The sequence below is a fragment of the Pontibacter brevis genome, from assembly GCF_054779655.1.
In genome coordinates, this window is the sequence record NZ_BAAGXV010000016.1 from 89,029 (window position 1) to 107,588 (window position 18,560).

General features: G+C 49.9%; 9 protein-coding genes and 1 other RNA gene. 5 read left to right on the plus strand and 5 right to left on the minus strand.

Annotated elements, in window-relative coordinates:
- Nucleotides 1–97: 97 nt before the first annotated feature.
- The 5 genes from ACYVB1_RS04440 to ACYVB1_RS04460 form a co-directional block, all read right to left on the minus strand.
- A complete protein-coding gene (locus ACYVB1_RS04440) occupies nt 98–3,061 on the minus strand; it encodes a M16 family metallopeptidase (RefSeq protein WP_460920995.1) in 2,964 nt (987 codons plus the stop codon).
- A 128-nt stretch (nt 3,062–3,189) separates the two neighbouring features.
- Nucleotides 3,190–5,115 (minus strand): DNA polymerase III subunit gamma/tau, encoded by a 1,926-nt coding sequence (locus ACYVB1_RS04445; RefSeq protein WP_460920997.1) that lies wholly within the window; start codon nt 5,113–5,115, stop codon nt 3,190–3,192.
- Between the two features lie 155 nt (nt 5,116–5,270).
- Nucleotides 5,271–6,392 carry a cyclopropane fatty acyl phospholipid synthase gene (gene cfa / locus ACYVB1_RS04450; protein WP_460920999.1) on the minus strand — a complete coding sequence of 374 codons (1,122 nt, stop codon included), beginning with the start codon at nt 6,390–6,392 and terminating at the stop codon, nt 5,271–5,273.
- A 610-nt stretch (nt 6,393–7,002) separates the two neighbouring features.
- Complete coding sequence (locus tag ACYVB1_RS04455) at nt 7,003–8,361, minus strand: sensor histidine kinase (RefSeq protein WP_460921001.1); 1,359 nt, start codon at nt 8,359–8,361, stop codon at nt 7,003–7,005.
- A complete protein-coding gene (locus ACYVB1_RS04460; RefSeq protein WP_460921003.1) occupies nt 8,351–9,727 on the minus strand; it encodes a sigma-54-dependent transcriptional regulator in 1,377 nt (458 codons plus the stop codon). Before ACYVB1_RS04460 ends, ACYVB1_RS04455 begins: the two co-directional genes overlap by 11 nt.
- A gap of 411 nt (nt 9,728–10,138) precedes the next feature.
- Here ACYVB1_RS04460 and ACYVB1_RS04465 point away from each other — a divergent pair, with 411 nt between their 5' ends.
- The 5 genes from ACYVB1_RS04465 (at nt 10,139) to ACYVB1_RS04485 (ending at nt 18,552) form a co-directional block, all read left to right on the plus strand.
- Nucleotides 10,139–12,511 (plus strand): ABC transporter permease, encoded by a 2,373-nt coding sequence (locus ACYVB1_RS04465; protein WP_460921005.1) that lies wholly within the window; start codon nt 10,139–10,141, stop codon nt 12,509–12,511.
- A 443-nt stretch (nt 12,512–12,954) separates the two neighbouring features.
- Nucleotides 12,955–14,103: a transglutaminase-like domain-containing protein gene (locus tag ACYVB1_RS04470; RefSeq protein ID WP_460921007.1), complete on the plus strand. Its 1,149-nt coding sequence runs from the start codon at nt 12,955–12,957 to the stop codon at nt 14,101–14,103.
- Nucleotides 14,104–14,298: 195 nt separating this feature from the next.
- Nucleotides 14,299–14,671, plus strand: a transfer-messenger RNA (tmRNA) gene (ssrA, locus tag ACYVB1_RS04475).
- A gap of 499 nt (nt 14,672–15,170) precedes the next feature.
- Nucleotides 15,171–16,775, plus strand: coding sequence for a glycoside hydrolase (locus ACYVB1_RS04480; RefSeq protein WP_460921009.1), 1,605 nt, complete (start codon nt 15,171–15,173; stop codon nt 16,773–16,775).
- 247 nt (nt 16,776–17,022) lie between these two features.
- A complete protein-coding gene (locus ACYVB1_RS04485; RefSeq protein WP_460921011.1) occupies nt 17,023–18,552 on the plus strand; it encodes a sodium:solute symporter in 1,530 nt (509 codons plus the stop codon).
- The last annotated feature ends 8 nt before the right edge of the window (nt 18,553–18,560 follow it).

Consider the following 18,560-nt stretch of genomic DNA (forward strand, 5'->3'; position numbering starts at 1 on the left):
TGTTTTATAGGGACGCAACTTTTTGCGTCCCTTCATTTTCAAGTCCGAAAGGAAAAAAGTAACCCCCTCCTGTTTTTAGGAGGGGGCAAGGGGGAGGTTAATACCCAAACAGTTCCTTTAAACTAAGCTGCTTCACTTTGCCATACTTCTCCAACTCTTTAAAGTTCAGCTTATCCTTAGAGCCAATCACCAATATGGCCTGTGGTTGTCCTTTGATGTACTTCTGCTGGAACTCCTTCATTTGATCGAAGGTCATGCTGTTAGCACTCTGGTACACATCCTGACGGATGTCATGCATCAGCCCTAGCTTTTTAGCACGCTCATAGTCGAACAGAACGCCGGCTTTGGTGATGCGTTCCGTTGAAATGCTGTTACGTAGCGAGGCACGGGCATTCTGGAAGTTGGCATCTGCCAATGGCATTTCAGTCAGCAGGTTCTGCATGCCTGCCATGGCTTCAGACAGCTTGTCTGCCTGTGCACCGATGTATGATAGCAAGTAGTTTGCGCGGCCTTGCTTAGAGGCTGGCGAGTAGAAAGAGTAAGTAGAGTAAGCCAGCGCTTTGGACTCGCGGAGGTCCTGGAACACAATACCGCCCATGTACTCATTGTACAGCCTTACCACCGGAATAATGTCTTTATTGTAAGGCACAGATTTACTCAGGAACAGCATCTCCGCCTGCACCATGTCATAATCTGCCCAATACACCGTTGGTTCTTTGAAATCAATTTCGGCGTATACTTTCTCCGCTGGCACTGGCTTGAGTGTAGCAGGTACCCTGTTGCCGGTGTTTAAGGTTGCCACCAGGTTGTCTGTTTCACGTGGTCCGTAATACAGCACGCGATGCTCGTAGGTAGGGATACTCTTGATGATGTTTACCAGTTCCTGTGGCTTCACAGCCTTCAGTTGCTTCTCCGACAGCAGAGTGTTAAACGGGTTCTTCGGGCCATACTTGGCATAGTTCACCATTGCCTGCTGCAGGATAACACCTTTGTTTTTCTTAGCGTCTTCGCGGGCTTTCAGTATGCCTGCCACCATGTCTTTCAGCGCCTGCTGGTCTGGCTTCGGGTTGGCCAACACACTTTCGAACAGGTTAAGGCCTTGCTCAAAGTTCTCATCCAAGCCTGTCAGGCTTACATACACCTGCTCACCGGAAGAGAACACATCAAAAGATGTTCCCAGCTTGAAGAACTCCTTTTGCAGTTCCTCTGCTGTGTACTTATCGGTGCACAGGTACTTGAGGTAGTTCACCGCCATCCCCAGTTTCTGGTCGTTGTTGGTGCCCATGTCCAGGATGTAGTAAAGCTGGAACAGGCCGTTTTCCTTGTTGTGCGTGTAGAGCAAAGGAATGTTGTTCTTTAGCTTTTCCTGAACAATGTCTTTGGAATAGTCAATGAAGACCGGCTGCAGCGGCTGTACTTCAATTTCCTTTGCCAGGAAGGTTTTGTAATAATCGGATTGGGCATCGCGGTTTACCTCTACCGGTGTAATAGATGGCTTCTCCACCTTCAGTGCATTCGGGTCCTGCCCCGTACGCTTATATACCAGCACATAATTGTTATTGAAGTACTTGTTGGCCACGTCCACTACGTCTTGCTTGGTGATTTGGGCAAATTCCTCCCGGCGGTTCACAAACTTCTCCCACGGCATCTCATAGATAAAAGCTGTTACAAAGGCATCTGCACGGTTGCTGTTGTCTTCGTAGGCTTTCATGGTGTTGATCTTGTCGTTGTTCACCACTGCCGTCATCAGCTCTTCGTCAAACTGGCCTTTCTTTATCAGGTCCAGCTGCGCCAGCAACAGGTCACGCACCTGGTCCAGCGACTGGCCCTGGCGTGGCATGCCTGTCATCCGGAAGGAACCGTAGTCTTTCATTGGTGTGTCGTAGGCATACGACCGCAACACCTTCTGCTGTTGGTTCAGGTTCAGGTCAATCAGGCCGGCAGCGCCGTTGTAGAGCAGGTTACTGATCATCTGCACCACCAGGGCATCTTTCGTATTAATGCCGGATGTGCGGTAAGCGATGGACACGTTTTCTGCATCCGGCCCTAACACTTCCCTCACAATGGGCTGCTGAATGGGCTGCTCCTGCGCCACATTAAAAGCAGGCACCGGCTGCTGCTCTAACTCTCCCCAGTATTTGTCTATCAGGCGAATGGTCTCTTCAAAGTCAAGGTCACCCGACATGGCAATAGCCATGTTGTTCGGCAGATAGTACTTGTCGAAGTAGTTTCTGATGGCCGTGATAGAGGGATTTTTCAGGTGCTCAATCGTGCCAATAGTCGTTTGAGTGCCGTATTGGTGCGTCGGGAACAGCTCTGTATTGATGACCTCTGCCACTTTGCGGGCATCGCTGTCCAGGGTGCGATTCTTTTCTTCGTAAACCGCTTCCAACTCTGTGTGGAACAGGCGGGGCACCATCTCACGGAAGCGGTCAGCTTCCAGCTCCAGCCAGCGTTCCAATTGGTTGCTCGGGATATCATTCACATACACTGTCTGGTCTACCCAGGTATAGGCATTCGTTCCTTTGGCACCGATGGCTGTCGTGGCTTTGTCGTACTCATTGGCAATGGCGTACCTGGCTGCCACACCGGAAACGCTGTCTATCTGGTTGTAGATTCTTTTGCGCATCGCTTCATCGGAAGTGTTGCGGTACTTTTCGTACAGCGCCTCAATTTTTGCCAGCTCTTCCTTTTCCTTCTCCCAGTTGGCAGTACCCAGTTCTGTGGTGCCTTTAAATACCATGTGCTCCAGGTAATGGGCCAGACCGGTGGCATCAGCCGGGTCGTTTTTACTGCCCGCACGCACGGCAATGTAGGTCTGTATACGCGGGGCCTCTTCGTAATCTGTCAGGTACACTTTCAGGCCATTATCCAAGGTATAGATACGCGCGTTCAACGGGTCATCAGGGGCCGTTTCGTAGGTGTACTCTTTTTCGGCAGGCGGCGTGGTGGTTGCTGTCGTGTCAGTTGTTGACTGCGTCTGGTATGTCTCGTTCTTACATTGCGTGAACGTTAAGCCCAGCGCAAGCAATAACAGCGTAGAACCTCTTTTTATAGCCATAGTTTATAGGTGGTTTATGAATAAGAATAAGGCAACAAGCTATAGTACAGGCTACTACTGAACCTGCTTCAGTAGTAGCCTGTACTATAGCTTGTTACGAATGGATAAATATAGGGAATTTTTCCAGATTAGAAGTCCATGTCCAAGCCCAGGCGCTGGCGCATATCGACGAGCATCGGATATTTATCGGCGAGGTAGTTGAATTTGTCCTGCGAGGTGTACATTTTATTTCCTTCCTGCACCTCCATTACCTCTGCCTTTAGTTTGATGCCGCGGTTGCCGGTTTCTTTTTTCAACTCGGCCAGCAGCGAGGGACGCAGCGATGTAAACTGGTCCAGCATAACATGGTTTTCGAGAACCAGCGTTATCTCGTTCTCCTCACTCACATGGTACTGGCGGTTCAGGAGCGTATACTCCATCATGTTCTCCGACTTCTTTCTGCGCAGGATAGCATGCCATACCGTATTCAGGCGGGCTTTGTCTACAGGAAGCGAAGTTCCATAGCTAACCTCTTCCTCCACCTCGGCCACAACTGTTTCTGTGGCAGCAACAGCCTGCTGGGTGTGCAGGTCTTTCAGGCTCGGCAGCTTACTCAGCTTTTTAGGCGGGGGCAGTTGTACGCCTGCACGTGGCTTGTCTGCGCCACGCTCAGGACCGGAGCCTGGCGGAGTTTGTGGGTTAGCGGGCGCAATGTGCGCATCCGGTGTTACCTCCTGCGGTTTAGGTGGCTGCTGTAGTCCCTCTGAAGGCACCCGTGAAGGAGCCTGTGGTTGCTGCAACTGCTCTGATGGTAAGCCGTTCGGTGCTGGCTGCTGCAAGCCCTCTGACGGTACCTGCCCCTGCTGTGGCTGCATACCAGCCGACGGCGTTGTAGTGGCACCTGCTGAACCGGTAGCGGCTGGTGCCGGCGCTGCTACCTTAGCTTTTTTTGCTGCTTCTCCGTTTTGAGCAAAACTCAGGGCGGCATTCAGGTGTGCCATTTTCATGAGGCACAACTCTACGTGCAGGCGCTGGTTTTTACTGCTCTTATAGTGCATGTCGCAGGTGCTCACCAGGTTCAGGCCCGAGAGCAGGAACGACACAGAAGCCTTTGCCGATTGCTCCACATACTTTGCCTTAATGTTATCTGAGACCTCCAGTAGTTGCACAGTTGCCTGATCTTTACACACCAGCAGGCTGCGGAAGTGCTCGCCAATGCCAATGAGGAAGTTGTGCGCATCAAAGCCATTCTTCAATATTTCATCAAACAGCAACAATGAGCCGGAAAGGTTCTGCTCCAGCAGGTGGTCCGTCAGCCGGAAGTAGTAATCATAGTCCAGGATGTGGAGGTTCTCGACAGTGGCTTTATAGGTCACGTTGCTGCCGGAGAAGGTCACCATCTGGTCGAAAATAGAAAGCGCATCGCGTAGCGCCCCGTCTGCTTTCTGCGAAATCAGGTGCAGTGCATCCGGTTCAGCCTGTATGCTTTCTTTTGTGGCGATGCTGCCCAGGTGGCGCACCATGTCGTCGATCCGAATCCGGTTAAAATCAAAAATCTGGCAACGCGACAGGATAGTTGGAATAATCTTGTGGCGCTCAGTGGTAGCCAGGATAAAGATAGCGTAGGAAGGCGGCTCCTCCAGTGTTTTCAGGAAAGCGTTGAAGGCCTGGTTCGAGAGCATGTGCACCTCATCTATGATATAGATTTTGTACTTGCCCGTTTGCGGGGCGTAACGCACCTGCTCCACTAAGTTCCGGATATCCTCTACCGAGTTGTTAGAGGCCGCATCGAGTTCGTGTATGTTAAAAGAGCTGTTGCTGTTAAAGCTGCGGCACGACTCACACTCGTTGCAGGCTTCCACCTCCGGGGTTATGTTCTGGCAGTTAATGGTCTTTGCCAGGATACGGGCACAGGTGGTTTTACCTACACCGCGTGGCCCGCAAAAAAGGAATGCCTGCGCCAAATGCTGGCTGCTGATGGCGTTTTTAAGGGTATTGGTTATATGGTGCTGCCCCACCACGCTGTCGAACGTGGTCGGACGGTATTTACGCGCTGATACTACAAAATTTTCCATTACTACAAAGATAATCAAACTGAAGGTGAGATGGGAGGGGATTTATCCAGTAGTTTTCCAGATACTTATCCACCTGACTTCAACCGTTATCTGCTGCAGATGCGCCTTGACTAAGGGCTATCTTTACTCTGGTTTAAGGGAGAGGACAGCTTTACTTATCGCACTGTTTCATACCCGCCTATAATTCCTTTCTTTGAGAGTACCATTTGCCAGAGCTGGTTGTTGCGGGCGCGGAAGGAACCGGCGCTGGAAAGTAGGTAGTACTTCCACATTCGGTAAAAACGCTCGTCGTAATCTCCCTTCAACTGATCCCAGTTTTGGTCGAAGTTCCGGAACCAGGTCATGAGGGTGGGATCGTAGTAAGGTCCGAAGTTATGGAGGTCTTCCAGTACAAAGACATGCTCCATGGCGGCACTGAGCTGTTTTAGTGAAGGGATGAGGCAGTTCGGGAAAATATAAGTGTCGGTAAATGGGTCGGCAGAGGTTTTGGAGAAGGGATGGCCGATCGTGTGCAGCAGGAACAGGCCATCATCCTTTAGGCAGCGGGCTGCCGTTTTCATGAATACGCGGTGGTTGCGGTAGCCCACGTGCTCCAGCATGCCCACCGACACCACATGGTCAAACTGTTCGTTCACGTCACGGTAATCCTGCAGGCGTATTTCTACAGGTAAGCCCTTGCACAACTCCCGGCCCAGGGCAACCTGCTCCTTCGCTACAGTAACGCCCACTACTTCGGCTCCATAATGTTCGGCGGCAAACCTGGCAAAGCTTCCCCAGCCACAGCCAATGTCGAGTACCCGCTGGCCCGGCTGTATGCGTAGTTTCCGGCAAATCAGGTCCAGCTTGTTTTCCTGGGCCTGGTCCAGGTTGTCAGCCCCTTTCCAGTAGCCACAGCTGTAGGCCATGTACTTGTCCAGCATCAGCCGGTAAAGCTTGTTGCCGATGTCGTAGTGCCGCTGCGCGTTGCGGGCGGCTTTCCCTTTTGCCTGCAGGTTAAACACTTTTGCCAGCAGCATCTGTATCACCGTTTTCCAACCGAACTTGGCCTGCCGGTACAGGTCTGCCCGTATCACTTTATAGGCAAACTCATCTATCCGCTCACAATCCCACCAGCCGTCCATATAAGATTCTCCCAGCCCCAGCGTTCCCTGTGTCAGCACCCGCTTGTAAAACTGGTCGTTATGCACCTGCAAGTCCCAGGGATCAGGACCATTTATCTTTACGTCGGCTTTTGCTAAAATTTCAGTTACCTTCTGTTTTAAGACTTGCTCTTTCATGGCGTAGAGAGATAGGTAGTGAGATATAAGTTACTGCTATAGTTAAAGTTTTTATAGCAATAGAAATAAACGCTTGAAGAGGCGAATAGTTGGGAAAAGTTATATAGGAATAAGGAATAGTTTTTAGAGGAAGGCAGCTCCTTTCAGTTTGTCTAAGCTACCGTAGGGAAAGCTTATCCAGTGACTCATTAGCTGCCTTTTCCATCTTGTCTTCCTGTGCTCTCTAGGCCGAGTGGCCTCGTCTTCGGGCATCGCGCTGTGCATTTGAAGCTGCCATCGCTCCGCTGCAGGCTGCCTCACTGCGTTCGGCACCGCATCAAATACAAGGCGCTCAACCCAAAGACTGGAAACAGATTCACTTCGTGCTAGTTAGTTTTGTAATCTGTTCGATGAGTAAAGCTATAACTATGGAAAAAGCCTAACGCGACTTGAAGAAGCAGGCTCCCATCCTTGGACAAGGAGGGGCAGGGGTGGTTGGACCCGGTACATCAGAAAAGTGAGGGTGCTATAGAAAGTGCTTTAGGTGATTTAATATAATGCGCCTGATGTTGTTTGGTAAAAGGAGGGTATAAAAACTTTAACTTATGTTCTGATACTTGTGTCCTATAACCTAAAACACCAGCTTAAATACAGAGCCTACGCCTTCTTTGCTCTCTACTTGAATGCTGCCTTTGTGCAGGAGCATGATGTGCTTCGCCAGGCTGAGGCCGATGCCGGAGCCGTCTTTGTGGGAGGTAAAGAAAGGAATGAAGATGCTTTCCAGCAACTCTTCCGGAATGCCGCTGCCGTTGTCCTGTACTTCCATGATTGTTTTGCTATCCACCTGCTGCGCGGTTATAGTAATGCGGGGGTGGGGGCGGCCCTGTACAGCACGTTTCGCATTCAGGATAAGGTTGATGAGCACCTGCTCGAGCAGGTTCACGTCTGCGTTCAGGTGCAGCCCCGGAGGCGATACATCGCAACTTAACTCAACACCCTGCTCCTCCAGTTGCGGGCGCATCAGCCCGTTGATGCTTTTGAAAAGCTCCTGCACATAAACCGTTGTCAGCATCAGTTCCTGCGATTTGTTCAGGTTGCGGTAGAAGTGGGCGAAACGCAGCAGGCCTTCGCTGCGCTTTTTGATGATCGAAATGCCTTCTGCCGTATCCTGCAGCAGTTCCGGGTCCGGGATTGCCGCTGGATTTTGCTCCTGGTGCTCAAGTTCCATTTGCAGGTGGCGCCCCAACGTGTCGGCCAGCGAGGCGATGGGAGCTACGGAGTTCATGATCTCGTGCGTCATCACGCGCAGCAGCTTTTGCCATGCTTCTGTTTCGGTGGCATCTACGGTAGCGCTTACGTTCTTGAGGGCTATCAGCAGCAGGTCGCGCTGCTGCATGGTAAAGGCGGTGGCAGAGAGCAGTAACTGCGATTGCCCCTTTGGTAGCTTTAGCTTCAACAGCTTACTTTCGCCGGGTTTAAGGGTTTGCAGTGCCTCGTATAGTGCAGGGTGCCGCGGTTCCAGGCTTTCAATGCTCTTCAGGTAAGGCACACTGAGCGTGTTCTTAAACGCATCGTTCACCCATTCTACTTCACCGGTAGCAGCGTCCACGGCCATAATGCCGGTGTCTATCATCTGCAGGATGGTCTGCATGTAATGAAACTGCGCCTCTTTTTCGATGTGCAGTTGCTTATAGGTGTCGTTGATGAGGTTAAAAGCCTTATGAAGCTGCCGCAGCGAACTGTTGGTGGTATGCTCATTAAAGCGCTGCGAAAAGTCCCGTTGCTTTACAGATTGCAGGAATTTGGCCAGTTCGTTGTTGCTGCGCGTAACGTAATGTGCCAGCTCCCACAATTGCGCCAGCATCACGAGTATGCCTGAGGTTACCTGTAGCCAGGTGTACTGTGTGAGGTACTCCAGCGTAAGGTACATCATGCCCAGCAAAAGCAGAAATCGAACAAAGAGTCCGAACTCGAGGCGGTTAAATATCATGCTTGTTCAGGCGGCGGTAAAGAGCGGTGCGGGTAAGGCCTAGTTCTTTGGCAGTTCTGGAAATGTTGCCTTTGTTCTTCTCCAATGTGCGGACAATTGTTTCGCGCTCCATTTCAATCAGCGGAACAGCCTTGTCCGGCACATAGGCCGAGGCAGGGGAGGAGGCAGTCGCCATTTCCATGGGCGAGAAGCTGAAGTCCTGCGGTTGCAGCACACTGCTTTCTGCCAGAATAATGGCCCGCTCCACGGCATGCTGCAGTTCCCGCACATTGCCGGGCCAGCTGTGCTGCTTCAGTTTCTGCAAGGTGGCCGGTGCAAAGTCCGATTCCGGCTTATGGTTTTTCTGAGCGTAAATGGCGGCAAAATGACGGGCCAGCAATTCTACGTCGCCTTCGCGCTGGCGCAGCGGAGGCAGCGTAATTTCTACGGTGTTAATGCGGTAAATGAGGTCCTTGCGGAACTGGTTGTGGGCTGCCAATTCATAAATAGGTTCGTTGGTGGCTGAAACGAGGCGAATATCTACCTGCACGGGCGTGTTAGAGCCCAGGGGCGTTACCTGCCGGTTTTGCAGCACCGTCAATAGCTTGGCCTGCATGGCAGGCGATATGTTCCCGATTTCATCGAGAAAAAGTGTACCGCCATTGGCAGCTACAAAGCGGCCGGTGCGGTCTTCTTTGGCATCGGTAAAGGCTCCTTTTTTAGAGCCGAACAGCTCACTCTCGAACAAAGTGTCCGTTAAAGCGCCCATGTCTACGCTCACAAAAGGCTTGTTTGCCCGGAACGATTTCTCATGAAGGGCCCGTGCCACCAGTTCCTTGCCCGTACCATTTTCGCCTAATATCAGTACGTTGGCTTCGGTGGGCGCAATTTTATCAATTTTGTAAAGTACCTCTTTGATGGCATCTGATTCACCCAGTATGCTGGTGCTGGTGTTCTTTTTGATGGAGGTGTTGCCGGCTCCTGCTTTTTTGGGCTGCCTGGACTGCAGCGTGTGGTGCAGCGTTTCCAGCAGCTTGTCGTTGTGCCAGGGCTTTACAATAAAGTCGGCGGCGCCCTCTTTTAGTGAGCGCACGGCCAGTTCCACATCGCCATAAGCGGTGATCAGGATAACGGAAGCATCTTTGTCTTTCTGCAGTATCTGGCGCAGCCAGAACAATCCCTCGTTGCCGGTGTTCAGGGCGCTTTTAAAGTTCATGTCCAGGAAGATGACATCAAACTTTTCCCGCTCCAGCAGGCTGGGCAGGTTATCCGGGTTCTTCTCAGTCACGACCTGCCCTACTTCGGTTTTGAGCAGCATTTTTAACGCAAACAGCACGTCAGTTTCGTCGTCTACCACCAAAACACGGGCATTTTTTGCAGAGGCCATAGGAATGTGATTTCTGTTTCAGAAACCGAATATAGTTAATCCATTTGAAATTTGGCAGTGGTGTAGCATTGCCTGAATCAGGATTTGCAGGATATTATCAGGAAGGGTGTATATGATAAAGGCAATAATGATTTGGCTATAGTATTTCCCGTTGATGAATTAGATTCTCATCCTGCTAATTTGTTAATCCTGTAAATCCTGATTCAGATAGTTTCCTGTACCGGAAGCGGTCAGGTGTAACGCGTGCAGGTGTATCAAAACCGTACACCTTTGAGTTGCTTTTATTGGTTAAGTTATTGATAATTAAGTATTTGTTATTGTGGCATATAAATTTCTTGTGGCAAACTAGGTTGCTGGTTCAGCACATGCAAATACCTGACAAACAGACGTTACACCACAATACCTAAGACTATGTTTAAGAACTACCTTAAAATGGCCTACCGTAACCTGATGCGGCACAAGGTCTTCTCGCTGATTAACGTGTCCGGCCTCGCACTGGGCATGACCTGTAGCATCCTCATTCTGCTGTGGGTAAAGGATGAGGTGAGCATCAACCGCTTCCACGCGGATATAAATAACCTGTACCGGGTAATGGAGGTGCAGAGCTACCCTGGAGCCGACGACCTGACAACCGATGCCAACCCAGGGCCGCTGGCTGAGGCACTGGAGCAGGAACTGCCCGAGGTGAAGCATGCCGTCCGCAGCACCACCTGGGAGTGGAAGCAATTGTTTGCTTATGATGATAAAGCGCTGAAAGTGAGCGGCCGGTACACGGACCCGGAGTTTTTCGAGATATTCTCTTTTCCGCTGTTGCATGGTAACCCCACACAGGTGTTGAAGCAGCCAAACTCTGTCGTTATTTCAGAAACGGTAGCCAGGCAGTTCTTTGATTCTCCGGAGGCGGCCATGGGCAAGATGTTTAAGATAGACAACAGCAAGAGCTACAAAGTGACAGGGGTGATGCAGGACGTGCCGAAAAACTCCACCATGCGATTCGATTACGTGATGCCGCTGGAGGACTGGATTAGCACACCTGGCGGGGCATGGCTGAAGGGCTGGGGGAATAACGGTATCCGTACCTACCTGCAACTGCAGCCAGGCACTGACATGGCGGCCTTTAATACTAAAATCAAACCCATCGTGAAGCAGCATGAAAAAGAGTCGAACATCGATTTGTTTGTGCAGCCGATAGGCGACATGTATTTGTACGGCAATTTTCGCAATGGCAGCCAGGTAGGCAGTGGCAATATTGAGGATGTGCGCCTGTTCTCGGTAGTGGCCGTCTTCATCCTGATTATTGCCTGCATCAATTTCATGAATCTGGCGACAGCCCGTTCAGCCAAGCGTGCCAAAGAGGTAGGGGTGCGCAAGGCCATCGGGGCAAACAAAACAGCGCTTGTCTACCAGTTTATGACGGAGTCGGTGCTGGTGGCTTTCCTGGCCCTGTTTGTTTCTGTTAACCTGGCGGGTATCCTGCTGCCGCACTTCAACGACCTGACCGGAAAGTTTATTTCCATTGATTTAACTGACCCCACGCTGCTGCTGCTGCTTTTAGGAGTGGCTGTACTGACGGGCCTTGTTTCTGGTAGTTACCCTGCTTTCTTCCTGTCGTCTTTTGACCCGGCGGTCGTGCTGAAGGGAACAGCCAAGCTAAGCAAGCGGGTGTCGGTGTTCCGGAAGGGACTGGTGGTGTTCCAGTTTATGCTTTCAGCGCTGCTAATCATCAGCACGTTGGTGGTATACCTGCAGCTGCACTACATCCGGACCAAAAATATCGGACTGGACCGCGAAAACCTGATGTATGTTCCCTTGGAGGGCGAATTGCAGAGCCGATATGAGGTTGTAAAGCGGGAACTGGAGGCCATACCAGGCATTACGGCGGTGTCGTCAACTAACCAGAACCCCATGATGGTCGGTAACTCATCCGGCGGAGTAGAGTGGAAAGGCAAAGATCCTAACGCCAGTATTCTGTTCAGCATCATGACAGTGGACTATGACTTCCTTGAAACGATGGGTGTAACGCTGAAGGAGGGACGCGAGTTTTCCAGGGAGTTTGGCACCGATACGGCCGCTTTCTTGGTGAACAGTGAGGCTGCCCGGCTAATGCAAATGCAGCAGCCGGTTGGGGAACGGCTGGAGCTGTGGCAAGAGCTGAAAGGACCTATTATCGGAGTTGTGAACGACTTCCATTCCACCTCCATGCACGTTGCCATGCAGCCACTCATCCTGGTGCTGCGGCCCCAGGAGAATAACACCCTGTTTGCCCGCATAGCACCTGGTAGCACAACGGCAGCGGTAGCGGCTGTTGAAGAGGTTATAAAGAGACACAATCCAGCCTTCCCGTTCGAGTACCACTTCCTGGATGAGGACTTTAAGAAGATGTATAGGAGCGAGGCCGTGATGGGGCAGCTGACAGCGTACTTCGCCGGTGTCGCCATCTTTATCTCCTGCCTCGGGTTGTTTGGCTTGGCGTTGTTTACTGCAGAGCAAAGAACAAAGGAAATCGGTATCCGAAAGGTGCTGGGAGCCTCCATCACGAGCATTGTGTACATGCTGTCGAAAGACTTCCTGCGGCTGGTGCTGATTGCAAACCTGATAGCCCTACCACTCAGCTGGTACCTGATGGACAGTTGGCTCAGCGACTACGCTTTCCGCACCGAACTGAGCTGGTGGATATTTGCGGCCGCGTTTTTGTCGACCATTGTCATTGCCATGCTCACCCTGAGCTTCCATGCCGTGAAAACAGCGGTTACCAACCCGGTTACGTCGCTGCGCACCGAGTAAGGTGCCTTTCTGAAAAAGACAAATTTTTTAAGGGAACCTAACCCGAGCCTGTAAAACAGCAGCAGCCTTGTGAGCAAATAAGCTTGCAAGGCTGCTGCTGTTTTACAGGCTTCTGTTTTCTCCGCACCCCTCCTCAATAGCGCTAAAATGGTGGCTGAAGTTCTTGTTCTTTTTCTGCTGATGTGACTGATGACAACTGTTACAAAAGCGCACAACTGTATCAGGTGCAGGTGTATCGGCACCGTACAGGTTAAATATGGTTTGGTTATTAATTATCTGATTATTAATAATTTATGATTTTGGCATCCAAATTTCTTATACACTTTCAGCAAGCCTGCAGATAAAGAATGAAAGCCGGGTTTGCATGAAGAGGCTGAGAAACAACCTGTTGTACATAAAATAAAAATCATCACTTCATAACGCATTCCATACAAAATAAAGCCATGAAAAAATCATTCGATTTCCTGTTCGCGCTGCTGTTGTTAACTGTTCCAGCCTTCGCACAAAAAATGTATAATGGCCTGCCTGTTATAGAGGCCACCTCTAACATAGCCGATTACAAGATTGGCGAGGAGCTGGTGAAAGGCACCTGGCATATTATGCCAGAGGTAACTCCGGACATATTGCAGGTGCCGGTACACGGGCAGCAGGAGACGGTTGTGTTCTATACTAACCTTGATTCCATTTCAGTTGATGTACGCGCTGGCGAAAAGCACCTGTTTTATGTGCAGCTCAACGGAAAATATGCACTGACAGAGCTGCAGGGCTTTGGGTTTGAGGCTTTGAAATTTGACCTGCTGAAAGCGAAGGTTGCCTACAAATTTACGTACGAGCAGAACGTGAACAACACGTTCCTGAATACGCTCCGTGGTAAATACCAGCTGGATGAGGTGGTAAAAGGAGCCGCTAACGACACGGAGAAGGCGCTGCGGATGGTGAACTGGGTGCACAGGCAGTGGAGTCACAATGGCATGAACGAACCGTCCAGACCTGATGCCCTCACCATATTGAAAGAAGCGAAGGAAGGCAAGCAGTTCCGTTGTGTGGAATACGGCGTAGTAGCTACCTCCAGCCTGAACGCCATTGGCCTGCCCGCCCGTGTGATGGGTTTGAAAACAAAAGATGTGGAAACCACTGCCTCCGGAGCCGGACATGTGCTGCTGGAAGTATTCCTGCCAGACCTGCAGAAATGGGTGATGCTGGATGGACAGTTCGATGCCATGCCGGTGTTACATAACGTGCCGCTCAATGCCGTAGAGTTTCAGCAGGCTATTGCCAACAACTATGAAGACCTGGAGATAAGAAGCCTTTCCGGCACCAGCAAAGCAAAATATGTAAACTGGGTGTATCCTTACCTGTACTACTTCGATGTGCGCTTCGATAACCGGGAGGGGCTGAACATTGACAGGGGAACAGTAAAAGGTAAGTCTTCGCTGATGCTGGTTCCGGCTGGTGCCAAAAATCCAAAAGTGTTCCAGGTAAAATACCCGATGAAACGTTTCCTGTACACCAGTTCTCCTGCTGATTTGTATCAGTCGCCAGAAATAAACACACTGCAGTATGCGGACGGAATGACTGCTTTCTCTTTCTGAACATTTTAGTACCCTCTCGCTTAGCTGGTTAGATGTGCTGTTGTAAGGTTCACCTGTTTCTTAGCCAAACAGGTGAACCTTTTGCACGTATACCGGTGTTTATTTCCTGCTGAACAGAGAAAAAGCCGCAGAATCTCTTATATTTGTGGCATGCTTCTTGAAGTGTAAACAGCAAGAATACGTTCTTTAACTTATGGGGATGACTGGAATTGACAGCTTGCGCAGATTGCGTGTAAGCATGCCGGGTGTTGAACGTGCCACCTGTCAAAAATTGCGTTCGAACAATAAATGGCGAATCTAATTACGCCATGGCTGCTTAATCTAGGTATTAAGTAATATGCCATAGTCTCGTGCAGGTTTCGTGAAACTGCCTGCACATACGAGGCTTCGATCCGTTTTACTAGTCTGTGTAGCGATGCGATGCACAGGCGAAACTTAAGCATCTAAGGAGTGCGCATAAGTTTGGCTTATACTTGCAAGCTCCCGACAATCCGAATAAGCCTAAGCATGTAGAAGGCACGACGATTTCCTTGTCTGGACCAGGGTTCGAATCCCTGCATCTCCACCAACATTCAGCAAAAAGGCCTGTTAATATTTATTAACAGGCCTTTTTGCTTTTAATCCTTTACTTGTTCATGCGAGGTACACTGACAAAGTGCTGAAGGCAAAAGTCAAATAACAGTGTTCAGACACACGAAATGCAGCACGCCGGGGAAGCATTTCACCAGCCGACTAAATAAAGAAACGATCTTCATCATTACTCTGCGGCCTTTGTAGCAGTAGATACTATACAGGTTTGATAATCCTCTCCTGTGCCTGGCTCGCCTATTGCACAATTTTCTTTATCTTTAGGAGAGGCACAGGCCACAGGTAAACATAAACATAGCGGAAGAAGAGCAGAAGCGACTGTGTTCTAAGTTTTTGACCACGGACTAGGAGATGCGACACATTGGTAGGAGCTTTTTTTGTGTGCTGCTTTCATCCCGCATTTAGGTATAAAGCATTGTTGTAAAGGTTTTGTGCATTACCAGGCTCTGTTCTTCCCACCAAAGCTATATTGTTCTACAATGATAAAAGTGCTCTTTTTAGTCAAAAAAAGCTACTCTGTTAAGTGGTGGTATTTCCCTGTGATACTTTTTGTGTTAGCAGGGTGTGCCGGTAGTCCTCCTGTAGAGAATAAATCAGTTTCCTCTTCGCCTCTTGGAGATGAGGTCGTAATCAGCATAGATGCTTCGGAAAGGTACCAGAGGATAGACAACTTTGGAGCCTCCGATGCATGGTCCTGCCAGTTTGTTGGGAATTGGCCAGTGGAAAAAAAGAATGCCATAGCCGATTTACTCTTCAGTACAGATACGGCAGCAACTGGCAAGCCTGAAGGTATAGGATTGTCGCTGTGGCGTTTCAACATAGGTGCTGGTAGCGCGCAGCAGGGAGAGCAAAGCGGGATACGGGATGAGTGGCGGCGGGCTGAATCCTTCTTAGAGGAAGATGGCAGCTATAACTGGCAGCGGCAGGTGGGGCAGGTCTGGTTTTTAAAAGCAGCAAAGGAACGTGGTGTAAACAAGTTCCTGGCCTTTCCCAACAGTCCTCCCGTTAACTTTACGAAGAATGGCAAAGCCTTCGCCTCCGATGCGAAGCCTAACCTGGCACCGGACAGGTACAGCGCTTTTGCTGATTACCTGGCAGATGTCATCCAGGGAATGGAGCGGACACAGGGCATTACTTTCGCTTACATCAGCCCGGTAAACGAGCCGCAGTGGGACTGGAGTGATGGCGGACAGGAGGGAAGCCCTTTCATGAACGAAGACATTGCCGGTATTGTAAAAGCGCTCAATACTTCCCTTGAAAGAAGAAACCTTCATACTAAAATTGACATAGCCGAAGCGGGTAAAATTGATTACCTCTATACGGTTGCTGATAAGCCAGACAGGGGGAACCAGATTGCTGCCTTCTTTGATAGCGGCTCTCCCTATTATATCGGCGACTTGTCTCATACAGGCAAAGTCATTTCTGCGCACAGTTATTTTACAACATCTCCCTTTACACAGGCCGTTGACCAGAGAAAGAAGCTGGCGGCAAAAGTCGCTTCTGTGCCGGACCTGGAGTTCTGGCAATCCGAATACTGCATTTTAGGCGACAATGCAGGAGAAATAAACGGAAACAAGCGGGACTTGGGCATTGAACCTGCTATTTACTTAGCCCGGGTAATTCATAACGACCTCACCATTGCCAATGCTACTGCCTGGCAGTGGTGGCTGGCTGTCTCACCCTATGATTACAAGGACGGGCTGGTTTATGTAGATAAAAATAAAACAGACGGAGAAGTTTATGAAAGCAAAATGCTGTGGGCCCTCGGAAACTACAGTCGCTTCATTCGTCCTGGTGCCGTACGCGTCGGTACACAGTTAGCAGGTCAGCGAGCAGAAGATAATACCCTGCTGGCTTCTTCGTACATCGATGCAGCGGAGCAGCAGCTTATCACGGTGGCTGTTAATGCCGGAACAGCACCTTTGAAAGTGAAGTTAAGCGTAAAGGGAGCTACTGTAGCCAGTGTCAGGTCTTATGTTACCACAGCGGAGAAGAGCCTCACACCCGGCAATACCTTTACCAGTGATAGCGAAATAATGCTGGCTCCCCGTTCTGTTACCACACTGGTGGCCAGGCTGCGATAAACTATAGAAGGTCTTTTGTAGAAGGACAAGCCTGTATAACGCTTCTGGCAGGAATAAGCTGTAGGTGTAGTGCGCTTTTCCTTCTCTGCGCAGGAGTATGAGCGGCAGTTTGAATATCCTCTTAAGATTTTTCTTTAGTTCCTGATATTAAATTTGTTGCTTTAAAGTATCATTGCGGCAGGCCTTCTACATTTGCCAGTGTAAGTGTCTGCTGGTGTACTATAACTGCCCTTGAACACGTAAGCTTATGTCTCCAATCGTTCTTCTGTCCTTTTTACTGGGTTATTTTGCGGTCCTGATAGGTATTTCCTACCTCACTTCCAGGGGTGCATCCGATAACTCCAGTTTTTTTATTGCCAACCGTAATTCCAAATGGTACTTCGTAGCCTTCGGCATGATTGGCACTGCTCTGTCTGGTGTTACATTTATTTCAGTGCCAGGAGCTGTGGCTAACAGCAGTTTCGGGTATTTTCAGTTCGTGCTGGGCAATGCTGTGGGCTTCGTGCTGATAGCTACCATCTTGCTGCCGCTCTACTACCGCCTGAACCTCATCTCTATCTACACCTACCTTGAGAAGCGGATGGGATACTGGAGTTATAAATCCGGGGCAATGATCTTTCTCGTTTCCCGTGTCATTGGCTCTGCTTTCAGGCTGTACCTGGTGGCCATTGTGCTGCAGAAGTTTATTTTCGATGCCTGGAATGTTCCGTTCGCGGCAACCGTTGCCATCTGCCTGGTGCTTATCTGGCTCTACACCCACAGGGGCGGCCTCAAAACGATCGTTATCACGGATACGCTTCAAACCGTTTTCCTGCTTTCCTCGGTGCTCCTGTCCATTTGGTTTATCTCCCAAAGCCTGAACATGAACCTGATGCAAACCTTTGAGGCGGTAAAAGAAAGCTCCTACTCCAAAATGTTCTTCTGGGAAGACTTTATGGGCAACAAGGCTCATTTCCTGAAACACTTCTTTGGAGGTATCTTCGTAACCATCGCCATGACAGGTCTTGACCAGGACCTGATGCAAAAGAACCTGAGCTGCAGGAACATCAATGAAGCTAAAATGAACATGCTGACGTTTACGGTGGTGTTCGTCTTCATCAACATCTTTTTCCTGAGCGTAGGTGCGCTCCTTTACCTATATGCAGCTGCCAACGGCATTGACGTGACTGCACTCAGAACACCCGATCACCTGTTTCCGGAAATCGCGCTGAATCACCTGAATATTATTCCTGCCATTGTTTTCATGCTGGGCCTTACGGCTGCCACCTTTGCTACCACAGACTCCGCGCTAACCGCTTTAACAACTTCTTTCTGTGTAGACTTTCTTGGATTCGATAAAAAGGAAAACCAGAACGATCCCCGTTTGATCAGCACACGGCACCTGGTGCATGTAGGCTTCTCGATTGTGATGCTTTTGGTTATCCTTATTTTCAGAGTCATCAACGACGACTCTGTTGTAAATGCCATTTTCAAAGCCGCCGGCTATACCTATGGTCCGCTGCTTGGCCTGTTTGCCTTTGGTATGGCAAACAATCGGGCGGTGGCAGACAGGCTTGTGCCGTTCATCTGCCTTGTCTCCCCTGTTATCACCTATGTAATAGACAGCAACTCCGTTGCATGGACAGGTTATGCCATGGGTTTTGAACTTATTATAGTGAATGCAGCTATTACATTTATACTGCTGCTGCTCACCAGCAAGCCGGGCAGTGAGGGCCTGGCTGATAGGCTGGTTGGAGCTGATAAGCCAGGGGCAAAGCAAAAGCAAACAAGTTATTAATTTCCTTT

What these genes read in the sequence shown, in the direction of transcription:
- ACYVB1_RS04440 (WP_460920995.1), bottom strand. Translation starts at nt 3,061, where the DNA reads ATGGCTATAAAAAGAGGTTCTACGCTGTTATTGCTTGCGCTGGGCTTA.
- ACYVB1_RS04445 (WP_460920997.1), bottom strand. Translation starts at nt 5,115, where the DNA reads ATGGAAAATTTTGTAGTATCAGCGCGTAAATACCGTCCGACCACGTTC.
- cfa (WP_460920999.1), bottom strand. Translation starts at nt 6,392, where the DNA reads ATGAAAGAGCAAGTCTTAAAACAGAAGGTAACTGAAATTTTAGCAAAA.
- ACYVB1_RS04455 (WP_460921001.1), bottom strand. Translation starts at nt 8,361, where the DNA reads ATGATATTTAACCGCCTCGAGTTCGGACTCTTTGTTCGATTTCTGCTT.
- ACYVB1_RS04460 (WP_460921003.1), bottom strand. Translation starts at nt 9,727, where the DNA reads ATGGCCTCTGCAAAAAATGCCCGTGTTTTGGTGGTAGACGACGAAACT.
- ACYVB1_RS04465 (WP_460921005.1), top strand. Translation starts at nt 10,139, where the DNA reads ATGTTTAAGAACTACCTTAAAATGGCCTACCGTAACCTGATGCGGCAC.
- ACYVB1_RS04470 (WP_460921007.1), top strand. Translation starts at nt 12,955, where the DNA reads ATGAAAAAATCATTCGATTTCCTGTTCGCGCTGCTGTTGTTAACTGTT.
- ACYVB1_RS04480 (WP_460921009.1), top strand. Translation starts at nt 15,171, where the DNA reads ATGATAAAAGTGCTCTTTTTAGTCAAAAAAAGCTACTCTGTTAAGTGG.
- ACYVB1_RS04485 (WP_460921011.1), top strand. Translation starts at nt 17,023, where the DNA reads ATGTCTCCAATCGTTCTTCTGTCCTTTTTACTGGGTTATTTTGCGGTC.